This window comes from Mycobacterium sp., from assembly GCF_052144515.1.
Classification (GTDB): domain Bacteria; phylum Actinomycetota; class Actinomycetes; order Mycobacteriales; family Mycobacteriaceae; genus Mycobacterium.
Window position 1 is genome coordinate 1 of record NZ_JBKQQD010000211.1, and the last position, 13,463, is coordinate 13,463.

Sequence of the window (13,463 nt, forward strand, 5' to 3'; positions counted from 1 at the left end):
AACCGAAGCCCTTCGCTGCCTCAAACGACGCCTCGCCCGCGTCGTCTTCGGCCACCTACACACCGACCAAAACAACCGAACTCAGCCTTGCCAACCGGCAGCGGCTTGACATAGGAGAAACTCATGACCTCGCTCGCGCGCCCTGATCTCCCCGTCCGCATCGGTGTGCAGTTGCAACCTCAGCACGCCCCGCATTACGGCAACATCCGAGACGCCGTTCGACGCTGCGAGGACATCGGCGTCGACATCGCTTTCACGTGGGATCACTTCTTTCCGCTCTACGGCGATCCCGACGGCCCCCACTTCGAATGCTGGACCGTTCTCGGGGCCTGGGCCGAGCAGACGTCTCGCCTCGAGATCGGCGCGCTGGTGACGTGCAACTCCTACCGCAATCCGGAGCTGCTGGCTGACATGGCCCGCACCGTCGATCACATTTCCGGCGGGCGGCTCATCCTGGGGATCGGATCCGGCTGGAAAGACAAGGACTACTTCGAATACGGCTACGAGTTCGGCACCGCCGGCAGCCGCCTCGACGACCTGGCGGCCGCGCTACCCCGGATCAAGTCGCGCCTAGCCAAACTCAACCCGGCACCCACCCGCGAGATCCCGTTGTTGATCGGCGGCAAGGGCCCCCGCAAGACCCTGCGCCTGGTCGCCCAGTACGCCGACATCTGGCATGGCTTCACCACCGCCGACACCTACCCCGCGGCGGCGGGCGTGCTGGACAAGCACTGCGCCGCCGTCGGCCGGGACCCGGCCGCCGTCGAACGCTCCGCCGGGGTGGAGGACAACAGCGGCGTCCGGCGTGGTGAAGGCATCGACGGGCTGATCGCCAACGCCGAGGGCCTCACGGCCCTCGGCGTCACGCTGCTGACCGTCGGCTGCAACGGCCCGGATTACGACCTCACCGCCGCCGAGGCGCTGTGCCGCTGGCGCGATAAGCGCTGAAGGCTGTCGGTTCACGTTCGCCTCCGATTCATCCGTCAAACACCTGAACGGGGGCGCGCATTCATGAGAAACTTGCCAGCGCTGAGTGGCCGGTGCGGGCCAACAACGACTTGCAAGAGACTCGAAGAAACTGATGCCGAAGAAATACGGAGTCAAAGAAAAAGACCAGGTTGTGTCCCACATCCTCAACCTGGTGCTGACCGGCAAGCTGCGCAGCGGCGACCGCGTCGACCGCAACGAGATCGCGCACGGTCTGGGTGTAAGCCGCGTCCCCATTCAAGAGGCGCTGGTCCAACTGGAGCACGACGGGATCGTGTCCACCCGCTATCACCGGGGCGCGTTCGTCGAGCGGTTCGACGAAGCCACCGTCCTCGAACATCACGAACTCGACGGTCTGCTCAATGGGATTGCCTCGGCGCGCGCGGCCACCAATCCCACGCCGCGGATTCTGGGGCAGCTCGATGCACTCATGCGATCGCTGCGCAACGCAAGGGAGTTACGGGCCTTTGTCGACATCGCGTCGGAATACCGGTGCACCGTCAACGACGAGTACGCCGGACCGCGCCTGCACGCCACGATCCGCGCATCGCAAAACCTCATCCCCCGCATGTTCTGGATGACGTACCAAAACAGCCGCGACGATATGTTGCCGTTCTACGAAGAAGAGAACTCCGCGATCCACCGTCATGACCCGGAAGGCGCGCGGGCCGCCTGCGTCGGCCGCTCTCGCCGGATGGCGGAAATGATGCTGGCCGAACTGTTTCGGCGCAGAGTGTTCACCCCCGCCGAGACCCCAAAGATTGAAATTCCCGGCCCGTTTCAGGCGCCCGCCGCGGCCGATGCGGCCCTCCCCGAGCCGTCGATCGCGCTCTGAATAAGCGGGTTTGACGACGGCTCGATACCGTAAGCGGTGATGAGTTCGTGCGTGGGCTCGCGCGCTACGCGCCGTAGCCAGCTACTGGCAGTAGCCGCGACGGTCCTCATCGTGTTCGGCCTGGGGTCGGCCGCGTTGGCTGCACCCGCGGCCGCCGACCGCAACCAATGCGCGCCGGCCGGATTGGACAGCGCGACCGTCTTGCCGAAAAACCTCACCGAATCCGGCGGCATGGGCCACGACGACGAGCACACGACAGCCACCGTCGAGCCGCTGAGCTCCGTGAACATCCGCGCACTGGGACTGGACACGCCAGGCGTGCTGACCGTTGGCACCCTGTCGGACGCCCCGCCGAACATCTGCGTCAACCCCACCGGCCAATTCAGCGGCTTCGACAATCAGCTCCTACTCGCCATCGCCGGCAAGCTAGGCCTGCAAGTCCGCTTTGCCAGCACGGATTTTTCGGCGCTGCTCGCCGAAGTGGCGTCCCGGCGCTTCGACGTCGGCTCGGCGGCGGTGAAGGCTACCGACGCGAGGCGGCACACCGTCGCGTTCACAAACGGCTACGACTTTGGCTACTACTCGCTGGTGGTGCCGCCCAGCTCGGCGATCACCAAATTCACCGATCTGACCGCCGGGCAGCGTATCGGCGTCGTGCAGGGCACCGTCGAGGAGTCCTACGTTGTCGACACCCTGCACCTGCAACCGGTGAAATATCCCGGCTTCGCCACCGTGTATGCCAGTCTCAAGACGCGCCAGATCGACGCCTGGGTAGCGCCGGGAACGTTGGCGGCCAACGTGATCCGGCCGGGTGATCCGGCGGTGGTTGTCGCGAACACCTTCAGCCTGGGCAACTTCGTCGCCTATGCGGTTGCCCCGGACAACCAGCCGCTGGTTGATGCACTGAACTCCGGGCTGGACGCCGTCATCGCCGACGGCACCTGGGCGCACCTGTACTCCGAGTGGGTGCCGCGAACCCTGCCGCGTGGCTGGAAACCCGGGTCCCTTGCTGCCCCTGCGCCGGCACTGCCGGACTTCGCCGCGATCGCCGCAAGCCACCACCACGAACCGGCGGGCCCGTCCGCGCCCAAGTCCACTTTGGCGCAGTTGCGCGATTCCTTCTTCGATTGGGATTTGTACCGAGACGCCCTTCCCGTTCTGTTCACCGTCGGCCTGCCGAACACGCTGATCCTGACGAACAGCGCCATCGTCATCGGGCTGATTCTCGGCATGGCGCTGGCAATCGCGGGAATCTCGCACTCGCGCTGGCTGCGCTGGCCAGCGCGGGTATACACCGACATCTTCCGCGGTCTCCCCGAGGTGGTCATCATCCTCATCATCGGTATGGGCATCGGGCCCCTAGTGGGCGGGCTGACACACAACAATCCCTTCCCGCTGGGCATTGCGGCATTGGGGTGCATGGCCGCCGCGTACATCGGCGAGATTCTGCGCGCCGGCATCCAGAGCGTGGACCCGGGCCAGCTGGAAGCGTCCCGCGCGCTCGGGTTCAGTTACTCGGCGGCAATGCGGCTGGTGGTGATCCCGCAGGGTATCCGGCGGGTGCTGCCGGCATTAGTCAACCAATTTATCTCCCTGTTGAAGGCCTCCGCGCTGGTGTATTTCCTGGGCCTTATCGCCGAACAGCGGGAACTTTTTCAGGTGGGCCGCGACCTCAACGCACAGACCGGCAACTTGTCTCCGCTGGTGGCCGCCGGTCTGTTCTATCTGATGTTGACTGTTCCGTTAACGCATTTGGTCAACTACATCGACGCCCGACTGCGCAGCGGCCGGGCGTCGGTTGAGCCGGACGAAACCGCCGAGACGCTCACCTCGACGTTCGGCCAGGGCATGGCATGACAGCCATGACGGCAGACGCCGCGGAACGCGCGTCAGTATCGTTGGCCGCCAAAGGTATTCACCAAACGCTCGGTGGAACCTTGGTGCTGCGCGGCGTCGATATCGAGGTTGCCGCGGGCAGCACCGCCGCTATCGTCGGACCATCTGGATCAGGTAAATCAACGCTGCTTCGCACGCTGAACCGCTTGCACGAGCCCGACAGCGGCGACATTCTGCTGGACGGCCGGTCGGTGCTGCGCGACGACCCTGACCAGCTGCGCCAGCGCATCGGAATGGTGTTCCAGCATTTCAATCTGTTCCCGCATCTCAGTGTGCTGGACAACATCACGCTGGCGCCGCGAAAGTTGCGGCGGCTGTCCGCGGAGGCGTCTCGGGAGCTGGCGCTGACTCAGCTGGACCGAGTTGGCCTGAAGCACAAGGCCGGTGCCCGCCCCGGCATGCTGTCCGGGGGCCAACAACAACGGGTCGCAATCGCCCGTGCACTGGCGATGGCGCCGCAGGTGATGTTCTTTGACGAGGCGACCTCGGCGCTGGACCCCGAATTGGTCAAGGAAGTTCTGCAGCTCATTGCCGACCTGGGTACCGAGGGGATGACGATGATCGTCGTCACCCACGAAATGGGGTTCGCCCGGTCGGCATCAGACACCGTCGTTTTCATGGATCACGGCAAGGTCGTGGAATCCGGTCCTCCCGAGCAGATATTCGAGGCCCCGCAGACCGAGCGGCTACAGCGTTTTTTGTCCCAAGTACTTTGACGATCTAAAACTAGCCCCGATAGGTCCCTTCAATGCCGCGCGTGTCGGGTTAGACTGCCGACTTATGGCGGACAGCGAATCAACTGGGCGCGAGGTGACCGAGCTTGCGGAGGGGCTGCACCGTGCGCTGTCCAAGCTGTTCGCGATCCTGCGCCGCGGCGACCCCACCGGGGCCGCGGCCGGTGAATTGACGCTGGCGCAGCTTTCCATTCTGATTACGTTGCTCGATCAGGGCCCCATCCGGATGACCGACCTGGCCGCACACGAACGGGTGCGGACTCCCACCACCACCGTGGCGATCCGCCGGCTGGAAAAGATCGGGCTGGTGAAACGCTCACGCGACCCCTCCGACCTGCGCGCCGTGCTGGTCGATATCACCCCGCGCGGGCGGGCGGTGCACGGCGAATCACTGGCCAACCGACGCGCGGCGCTGGCCGCGATGCTCAGTCAACTACCCGAATCCGACCTGAACACCCTGATGAAGGCGCTGGCGCCGCTGGAACGGCTGGGCTCCGGTGAACCGCTATCTGGCTTGAAAGCTTCTGCCACCCAATAAGATTCACCGCGTCGGTAAGCTGGCGTGCATGCCAACTGCACTCATCACCGGCGCTGCCGGCGGTATCGGTTCAGCCATCGCCACGGCGCTGGCCCCGACGCACACCCTGCTGTTGGGCGGCCGGCCCTCCGCCCGGCTCGACGCAGTCGCGGACCGGCTCGGGGCGACCACCTTTCCGCTGGATTTGACGGACACCGGCACCATCGACGCCAGCTGCGAAGTGGTCGACGAACTCGACGTGCTGGTGCACAACGCGGGGGTGTCGGTCCCCGGCCGGGTCGGCGAGTCACATGTCGACGAATGGCGCGCCACCTTCAACGTCAATGTCTTTGGAACGGTGGAACTTACGCTGGCGCTGCTCCCGGCGCTGCGACGTGCCAGCGGTCAGGTGGTATTCATCAACTCCGGGTCAGGACGCACGGTCTCGCCGGGCATGGCTTCTTATTCGGCGAGCAAGTTCGCGTTACGCGCGTTCGCCGACTCCCTGCGCGGCGACGAGCCCGACCTGCGGGTGACCACGGTGTATCCGGGCCGCACCGATACCGATATGCAGCGTGAACTGGTCGCATTCGAGGGCGGCGAGTACGACCCCACCAAGTTCTTGCGGCCCGAGACTGTCGCGCAGGCCGTCGCCAACGTGGTGGCTACCCCACCCGACGGTCAAGTCCACGAGGTCGTCATCCGGCCGGGCCGGCACTAAACAACCAAGTTGACCAGCCGGCCGGCGACCACGATCACCTTGCGCGGCGCGGCGCCCGCCAAGAACGCCTGGACCTTGTCGTCGGCCAGGGCGGCGGCTTTCACGGCGTCGTCGTCGGCGTCGGCGGCCACCATGACCCGGCCCCGCACCTTGCCGTTGACCTGTACCGGGTATTCGACGGTGTCGTCGACGAGATACGCGGAATCGAACTCCGGGAAAGGGCCGTGCGCCAACGATGTCGTGTGACCCAGCCGCAGCCACAGCTCTTCGGCCAGATGCGGGGCCAGCGGCGCCATCATCAGCACCAGCGGCTCGACCGCCGCGCGCGGCACCGAGTCACGGTGCTTTTTGGTGAGGTGATTGGTGTACTCGATCAACTTGGCCGCTGCGGTGTTATTCCGCAGTGCCGCATAGTCTTCCGCGACTCCGGCGATGGTACGGTGCAGCGCCCGCAGGGTGTCGGTGTCCAGCTCCTGTTGGCCTGGTGCATCGGCCACCCGGGTTTGGCCGGTCTGCTCGTCGACCACCAACCGCCATACCCGCTGCAAAAAGCGGTGCGCGCCCACGACGTCCTTGGTGGCCCACGGGCGGGAGGCTTCCAACGGGCCCATCGACATCTCGTACACCCGCAGCGTGTCCGCGCCGTAGTCATCGCAGATTTCGTCGGGTGATATCGAATTCTTCAGGCTCTTACCGATTTTCCCGAATTCCTGAAAGACTTCGACTTCACCGTCGGGTCCCGGGTACACAAACCGGTCACCGCGCTCGATCACCTCATTGGCCGGTACATACGACCCGCGAGCATCGGTGTAGGCGAAGGCCTGAATGTATCCCTGGTTGACCAGCCTGCGGTAGGGCTCCGCGGAACTGACGTGACCGAGGTCGTACAAGACCTTGTGCCAAAACCGGGCATACAGCAGATGTAGCACCGCGTGTTCGGCACCGCCGACGTAAAGGTCGACGCCGCCGGGATCGTTCGGGCCGTGCTCGGCCGGCCGCGGGCCCATCCAGTAGGCCTCGTTTTCCTTGGCGCAGAACCGTTCTGAGTTGTGCGGGTCGGTGTAACGCAGTTCATACCAAGAGCTGCCGGCCCACTGTGGCATCACGTTGGTGTCGCGGCTGTAGGGCTTCAAGCCGTCGCCCAGGTCCAGCTCCACGTGCACCCAGTCGGTCGCCTTCGCCAGCGGCGGCGACGGTTCGCTGTCGGCGTCGTTCGGGTCGAACAACACCGGTGAATAGTCCGCTACATCGGGCAGTTCAACCGGCAGTGCGTCCTCGTCAAGCGCACGCGGGCGCTCGTCGCTGTCGTAGACGATGGGGAACGGTTCGCCCCAATACCGCTGCCTCGCGAAAAGCCAGTCGCGCAGCTTGAATTCGATGCGGGCCCGGCCGCGGCCTTCGGACTCGAGGCGCGCGGTGATGGCCTCCTTGGCCTCTGCGACGTTCATTCCGTCGAGGTAATCGGAGTTCACCAGCACGCCGTCGCCGGCGTGCGCGGCCTCTGAAATGTCTCCGCCGGCAATCACTTCCAGAACCGGCAGGTGGAACTCGTGGGCGAAGTCCCAGTCCCGCTGGTCATGGCCGGGGACCGCCATGATCGCCCCGGTGCCATACCCGGCCAATACGTAGTCGGCGATGAAGATCGGCACGGGTTTGTCGTTGGCCGGGTTGGTCGCGTAACTGCCCAGAAAGACCCCGGTCTTTTCCCTGCTCTCCTGCCGCTCGAGGTCCGACTTGGCCGCGATCGCGCGGCGGTAGGCCGCGACAGCCTCGCCTGGTGTGGCGGCGCCGTAGGTCCAGTGGGGGTCGGTTCCATCTGGCCAAGCGGTGGCGACCAGGTCGTCGACCAGGTCGTGCTCGGGGGCAAGCACTAGGTAGCTGGCACCGAACAGGGTGTCGGGCCGGGTGGTGAAGACGTCGATATCGATCGTGCTGCCCGCGGCGTCGCCGCGGGTCGCGGTCGCCGAGAACAGCGCCGTCGCGCCGGTGGAGCGGCCGATCCAGTTACGCTGCATGGTTTTGACCTGGTCCGGCCAGTCCAGCAGGTCGAGGTCGTCGAGCAGCCGGTCGGAATAGGCGGTGATGCGCATCATCCACTGCCGCAACCGTTTCCGGAATACCGGAAAGTTGCCGCGGTCGCTACGGCCGTCGGCGGTGACCTCTTCGTTGGCCAGCACCGTGCCCAGGCCCGGGCACCAGTTCACCATCGAGTCCGCCCGATACACCAGCCGGCAGCTGTCGATGACGTCGGCCCGCTCTCCCGCCGACAGCGTGGCCCAGCCCCGCCCGTCCTCGAGATGGCGTGCACCGGAATCGTATTCGGCGATCAGCTCGGCGATCGGGCGCGCCTTGTTGGCCGCGGTGTCGAACCAGGCGTTGTATATCTGCAGGAAGATCCACTGGGTCCACTTGTAGAACTCGACATCGGTGGTCGAGAAGCTTCGTCGGCTGTCGTGGCCGAGACCCAGCCGGCCCAGTTGGCGGCGGAAGTTTTCGATATTGGCGTCGGTCCTGGTGCGCGGGTGGGTGCCGGTTTGCACGGCGTATTGCTCGGCGGGCAGCCCAAAGGAGTCGAATCCCAACGCGTGCAGCACATTACGGCCGTTCATTCGGTAATACCGCGCGTAGACGTCGGTCGCGATGTAGCCCAGCGGGTGTCCGACGTGGAGCCCGTCGCCGGATGGGTAGGGGAACATGTCCTGCACGAACAATTTGTCGTCGGGCACCCCGGCGCCATCCGTGGGAGCCAGGTCGCCAACCGGGTTGGGCACGTTGAACGTCCCTAACCGGGCCCAATTCTGCTGCCAGCTGCTTTCGATACGGCTCGCCAGCTCCGCGGTGTAGCGGTAGGGCGGCGCTTCGAAGTCCGGGGAGTCTGGCTGAGCAGATTCGGTCACGTCAAACAGGGTATAAGGACGACGCGCCGCAGCCGTCGGGCACAGGTTGATCTCGGTTCCGTTGCGCACCGATCAGAGCTTCATCCCAGGTCTATTTCAAGCCTGTTCAGCCGGTTTGACCACTGGTTACAGTCACCCTTTAGCGCCGGGCGCCGGTGCCCGGACATTCGGAAGGGTCGACGCAGATGATTGAGATTGCCCGTACGTGGCGGGTACTCGGAGGGGGTCTGGTCGCCGGGGTGATCGGTGTCACCGCTTTCGCGGGCGCCACCGCGTCGGCGGATCCTCTGGTTCCAGCACCCCCCGTGCCCGCTGTGCCTGGTGTCCCGGCCGTGGCCCCAGCGGCCCCGGCCGCACCCGTACAAAACGCCACGACCCTTCCCGGAGGCGGCGGCGGGGGCGTTAACGGGAACAGCGTCGTCGCTCCCCCGTCGGCGTCCTATCCGGCCTCCTCAGCCGCTCCTGCTACCGCACCCGGGGCGCCCGGAGCAGCCGCCGCGGCGCCGCTGCCGCCGACGGTGACCACCCCGGTTTCCGGCACGCTGCGGGATTACCTGCAGTCCAAGGGCGTCAAGCTGGTGGCGCAGAAGCCCGAGGGGTTCAAGGCGCTGGACATCACCCTGCCGGTCCCGCCGCGCTGGACCCGGGTTCCGGATCCCAATGTGCCCGATGCGTTCGCGGTGATCGCCGACCGGCTCGGCAACAGCCTTTATACGTCGAACGCGCAGGTGGTGGTGTACAAGCTGGTCGGTAACTTCGATCCCCGGGAGGCCATGACGCACGGCTTCGTCGACAGCCAGCAACTGCTCGCGTGGCAGACGACCAACGCCTCTCAGGCTGATTTCGGCGGCTTTCCCTCGTCGATCATCGAGGGCACTTACCGCCAAAACGACATGACGCTGAACACCTCGCGGCGCAACGTCATCGCCACGTCCGGGTCTGACAAGTACCTGGTGTCGTTCGCGGTGACCACCGACGCTGCACAAGCGGTTGCCGATGGTCCCGCGACCGACGCCATCATCAACGGCTTCCGGGTAACCACACCAGGGGCAGCGACGCCAGCTCCCGCCCCGACGCCCACGCCGGCGCCCGTCGGGCTCCCCGCGCAGGCGCCCCCCGCGGCGCCGGCCGGGCCGCCTGCGGCAACCAGTCTGTCCGGGCCGGCGCCCATGGCAGCCCAACAGCCCACGCCCAACCTGCTTTCCCTGGTGCCAGGGCTGCCTCCGCTGCCCAACCTGCACCTGAACCTGCTGGGGTCTCCTCGCTAATTCTGATTCGGCGCCGCTAGGGCGCCGCCTGTGGAGCCCGGCATGCCGATCCACCGACGGACTCGTATTGTGAGCCCATGTTGATCGCGGGCGTGCTGTGCGTGTGTGCAGCAGTGGTGTCGGCCGGATTCGGGACCTGGTCGCTCTCCCACGGCCCGGTTCCAAGTCCGGTCGATACGACTGCACTGGCGCTGCGTGCGATGGCGCCGACGCAGTTGGCGGCCGCGATAATGCTGGCCGCCGGCGGGTTGGTAGCACTGGTCGCGTCCCCGCATACCGCTCTGGTGGTGGTAATCGTTTGTGTCGCCGGTGCTTTGGGCACGCTGGCCGCCGGTTCCTGGCAGAGCGCGCGATTCGCACTGCGCCGCGAGGCGATAGCGGAGGATTGCGAGGGCAACTGCGCCGACTGCACCCTGTCCTGCCGCTGAATTCCCTGCTCCTAGCGTTGTGCTGAAGCGGCTGAGGGCGATTCCCGTCGACGGCTTTCTGTTGGCGGTGACGGTGGCTCTTGCCGCCCTCCTGCCCGCCCACGGGTCCGCCGGCGAGGCCGTGTCCGTGGCGGCCAAAGCGGCGATCGCCTTGCTGTTTTTCCTCTACGGCACGCGGTTATCGCCGCAGCAAGCCTGGCACGGGGTGCGGCAATGGCGACTGCACTTGCTAGTGCTGACCACCACGTTCGTGATCTTCCCGATCCTCGGGCTGGCCTGCCGGGCGTTGGTGCCCTCAGTGCTGACCATCGACCTGTATAACGGGCTGCTGTTTTTGTGCCTCGTCCCGTCGACAGTGCAGTCCTCTATCGCGTTCACGTCGATCGCGCGCGGCCACGTCTCGGCGGCCATCGTCAGCGCATCGTTGTCCAACATCCTTGGTGTGGTGCTGACCCCGCTGCTGGTCATGCTGTTGATGAACACCGCCGGTGCGCCTCCCGTCACCGGCAGCGCGATCCGCGACATCGTGCTGCAGCTACTGCTGCCGTTCGCTGCGGGACAGCTGGCGCGGCCATGGGTCGCCGCGGCGGTGACCCGGTACGCGGCACTGCTCAAGGTCATCGACCGCGGCTCCATTCTGCTGGTGGTGTACACGGCTTTCTCGATGGGCGTGGTCCAGGGAATTTGGGTCAGCGTCGATGTGTGGCAGTTGGTCACGGTTGCCGTCGTCGCCACCGCGCTGCTCGCGGTGGTGCTGGTTTTCACCAGGGTGGTCGGCCAGCTGGCCCGGCTCGACCGCGGCGACAAGATCGTGCTGCTGTTCTGCGGCTCGAAAAAGAGCCTGGCGTCCGGACTTCCGATGGCGCTGGTGCTGTTTCCTTCCGCCACAGTCGGATTGAGCATGTTGCCGCTGATGCTCTTTCACCAGATCCAACTGGTCGTGTGCTCGGTGATCGCCAGCAGGCTCGGGCGCCAACAGGCCGAGGAAGTCCCAGTGGCGGAGGAGCGGCCCTAGTTGCGGCTGACGTCGATCGGGTGGGTGGCAAGCAGCGTAAGCGGCAGCGGTTGCCGGCGCAACACCTGACCCCACAGGTCGGTCCGCGGCCCGACCAGAAGGTCAGAGGGCAACGCCGACAACACAAACCAATCGTCGCGCTCGATCTCGCCCTCCAGCAGACCAATGGTCCAACCGGAGTACCCGGCGAAGATGCGCACCCCCTCGACCAGCGGCGCGATCAGATCGGGTTCGGCGTCCAGGTCGACCATCACCATCCGGCCGGCCACATGCCGCAAGCCCGGCACGCCGTCCGGATCTGCTCCCACCCGCAGTGTGGCCAGACACAGTGCCGCGTCGCGCTTCACCGGCCCGCCGATGAACATCGTCTTCGGCTTCGCCGACAGTTTGGCCCATTGCGGCAGCACGTTATAGACCGCGGTCTCGCTGGGGCGGTTGAGCACGACACCCAAAGTGCCGCCTTCGTTGTGCTCGACGATGTAGATCACACTGCGCCGGAATGTCGGTTCGAGAAGATCGGTGTTGGCCAGCAGCAACGTACCCGCGCGCACCCGCTGCGCGGCGGGTGCGACATAGTCCTCTGGGTCTTCGTGCGGGGACACCCCACCATCATGGCACCCCGACGCGGCGTCACTGGGTTAAACGATGACGTCGCACGAACATTTGTACTGTGGTTGGGGCGGCGCAGCCCCAGGCGCGCCCGATCGTTGGAAGTTGGTTGTGTGACTGGATCCCGGATGCACGCGCGCGCACCCGTCCACCTGTGGCGGTCGGTGCGCAGCATGCCCGATTTCTGGCGACTGCTGCAGGTACGTATGGCAAGTCAGTTCGGTGAGGGGCTCTTTCAAGCCGGGCTGGCGGGAGCGCTGCTTTTCAATCCCGACCGAGCCGCCGACCCGATGGCGATCGCGCGCGCCTTCACGGTGCTGTTCCTGCCCTACTCGCTGCTGGGACCTTTCGCCGGCGCGCTGATGGACCGATGGGATCGACGGCTGGTGATCGTCGGGGCGAACGCGGGCCGCCTGGCCCTGGTTGCGGGGATCGGTGCGATTTTGGCCCTCGGAGCCGGCGAAGTGCCGCTGCTGTTTGCAGCGCTGCTGACCAACGGCCTGTCGCGCTTTGTCATGTCCGGCCTGTCGGCGGCGCTGCCTGACGTGGTGCCGCGCGAAGAGGTGGTGACCATGAACTCGGTGGCCACCGCGTCGGGCGCGGTCATGGCCTTCCTGGGCGCCAACTTCATGCTGGTGCCGCGCTGGATTGTCGGGCCCGGCGATCGGGGCGCCTCGGCCATCGTCTTTTTGGTCGCGGTTCCGGTGTTGATTGCGTTGCTGGTGTCGTGGCGGTTCGGCCCCCGCGTCCTTGGCCCGGACGACTCCCGTCGCGCGATCCACGGATCGGCCGTCTACGCGGTGATCACGGGCTGGCTGCACGGGGCGCGCACGGTGGTGCAACGCCCGACGGTCGCCGGGACATTGTCCGGCCTGGCCGCCCACCGGATGGTGGTCGGCATCAACTCGCTGCTGCTGCTGGTGCTGGTCCACCATTTGAAAGACCCGGCGATCGGCGGGTTGGGTACCGCGCTGCTGTTTTTCGGTGCGTCGGGGCTGGGCTCCTTCTTGGCCACTGTGCTGACCCCAGCTTCGGTGCGCCGGTGGGGGCGCTATGCCACGGCCAATGGTGCGTTGGTGGCGTCCGCGATCATTCAGGTCGCCGCCGCCGGGCTGGTGCTGCCGATCATGGTGACGTGCAGCTTTTTCCTCGGCGTGTCCGGCCAGGTGGTCAAGCTGTGCGCTGACTCCGCGATCCAGATCGACGTCGACGACGCTCTTCGCGGACACGTCTTCGCGGTGCAGGATGCGCTGTTCTGGGTCTCGTTCATCGTCTCGATCACCGTGGCAGCGATATTGATTCCCGACGACGGCCACGCGCCGTCGTTCGTGGTGTTCGGGTCGGTGCTCTACCTGATCGGACTGCTGGTTCACGCCACCGTCACCCGCCGACAGCCCGCGAGGCAATGATGGCGGGACCCGGACCAATCGTGGCTGACCTGCGTGCCGAAAGCGACGACCTCGACGCGCTGGTGGCATCACTTCCAGCTGACCGCTGGGCCGATCCGACGCCCGCGCCGGGCTGGACCATCGCACACCAGATCGGGCACCTGTTAT

13 protein-coding genes and 1 pseudogene are annotated in these 13,463 nt (G+C 66.0%); 12 read left to right on the top strand and 2 right to left on the bottom strand.

The features are described from left to right. From ACLP9N_RS14990 to ACLP9N_RS15020, 7 genes and pseudogenes are all read left to right on the top strand, one after another. A pseudogene (locus ACLP9N_RS14990) lies at positions 1–109 on the top strand (IS110 family transposase); the annotation flags it as partial. Positions 110–123: 14 nt separating this feature from the next. Beyond that, the gene (locus tag ACLP9N_RS14995) at positions 124–948 is read left to right on the top strand and encodes an LLM class F420-dependent oxidoreductase (protein WP_442408162.1); all 825 of its coding nucleotides are present in this window, start codon (positions 124–126) and stop codon (positions 946–948) included. A gap of 133 nt (positions 949–1,081) precedes the next feature. Then, a complete protein-coding gene (locus ACLP9N_RS15000) occupies positions 1,082–1,822 on the top strand; it encodes a GntR family transcriptional regulator (protein ID WP_442408163.1) in 741 nt (246 codons plus the stop codon). A gap of 39 nt (positions 1,823–1,861) precedes the next feature. Further along, entirely contained in the window at positions 1,862–3,679 is a 1,818-nt protein-coding gene (locus ACLP9N_RS15005; RefSeq protein ID WP_442408164.1) for an ABC transporter substrate-binding protein/permease, read from the top strand. Between the two features lie 5 nt (positions 3,680–3,684). After that, positions 3,685–4,434 carry an amino acid ABC transporter ATP-binding protein gene (locus ACLP9N_RS15010; protein WP_442408165.1) on the top strand — a complete coding sequence of 250 codons (750 nt, stop codon included), beginning with the start codon at positions 3,685–3,687 and terminating at the stop codon, positions 4,432–4,434. Positions 4,435–4,498: 64 nt separating this feature from the next. After that, positions 4,499–4,990, top strand: coding sequence for a MarR family winged helix-turn-helix transcriptional regulator (locus tag ACLP9N_RS15015; RefSeq protein ID WP_442408166.1), 492 nt, complete (start codon positions 4,499–4,501; stop codon positions 4,988–4,990). A gap of 28 nt (positions 4,991–5,018) precedes the next feature. Further along, entirely contained in the window at positions 5,019–5,690 is a 672-nt protein-coding gene (locus ACLP9N_RS15020; RefSeq protein WP_442408167.1) for an SDR family oxidoreductase, read from the top strand. On the opposite strand, the gene leuS is transcribed toward ACLP9N_RS15020, so the two are convergent. Next, positions 5,687–8,587 (bottom strand): leucine--tRNA ligase, encoded by a 2,901-nt coding sequence (gene leuS, locus ACLP9N_RS15025; RefSeq protein WP_442408168.1) that lies wholly within the window; start codon positions 8,585–8,587, stop codon positions 5,687–5,689. The genes ACLP9N_RS15020 and leuS overlap by 4 nt on opposite strands. A gap of 185 nt (positions 8,588–8,772) precedes the next feature. On the opposite strand from leuS, the gene ACLP9N_RS15030 reads away from it, so the two are divergent. From ACLP9N_RS15030 to ACLP9N_RS15040, 3 genes are all read left to right on the top strand, one after another. Further along, positions 8,773–9,855 (top strand): LpqN/LpqT family lipoprotein, encoded by a 1,083-nt coding sequence (locus ACLP9N_RS15030; protein WP_442408169.1) that lies wholly within the window; start codon positions 8,773–8,775, stop codon positions 9,853–9,855. Positions 9,856–9,932: 77 nt separating this feature from the next. Further along, on the top strand, positions 9,933–10,283 hold the full coding sequence (locus ACLP9N_RS15035; RefSeq protein WP_442408170.1) for a hypothetical protein: 351 nt from the start codon (positions 9,933–9,935) through the stop codon (positions 10,281–10,283). Between the two features lie 22 nt (positions 10,284–10,305). Further along, on the top strand, positions 10,306–11,298 hold the full coding sequence (locus ACLP9N_RS15040; RefSeq protein WP_442408172.1) for a bile acid:sodium symporter family protein: 993 nt from the start codon (positions 10,306–10,308) through the stop codon (positions 11,296–11,298). Here the strand turns inward: ACLP9N_RS15040 and ACLP9N_RS15045 are convergent. Further along, positions 11,295–11,900 (bottom strand): YqgE/AlgH family protein, encoded by a 606-nt coding sequence (locus tag ACLP9N_RS15045; protein WP_442408171.1) that lies wholly within the window; start codon positions 11,898–11,900, stop codon positions 11,295–11,297. The two genes, ACLP9N_RS15040 and ACLP9N_RS15045, sit on opposite strands and share 4 nt — an antisense overlap. Positions 11,901–12,035: 135 nt before the next feature. On the opposite strand from ACLP9N_RS15045, the gene ACLP9N_RS15050 reads away from it, so the two are divergent. Further along, positions 12,036–13,316: an MFS transporter gene (locus tag ACLP9N_RS15050; protein WP_442408173.1), complete on the top strand. Its 1,281-nt coding sequence runs from the start codon at positions 12,036–12,038 to the stop codon at positions 13,314–13,316. Then, the coding region (locus ACLP9N_RS15055) for a maleylpyruvate isomerase N-terminal domain-containing protein (protein ID WP_442408174.1) at positions 13,316–13,463 on the top strand (148 nt) is incomplete at its 3' end. The genes ACLP9N_RS15050 and ACLP9N_RS15055, both read left to right, overlap by 1 nt.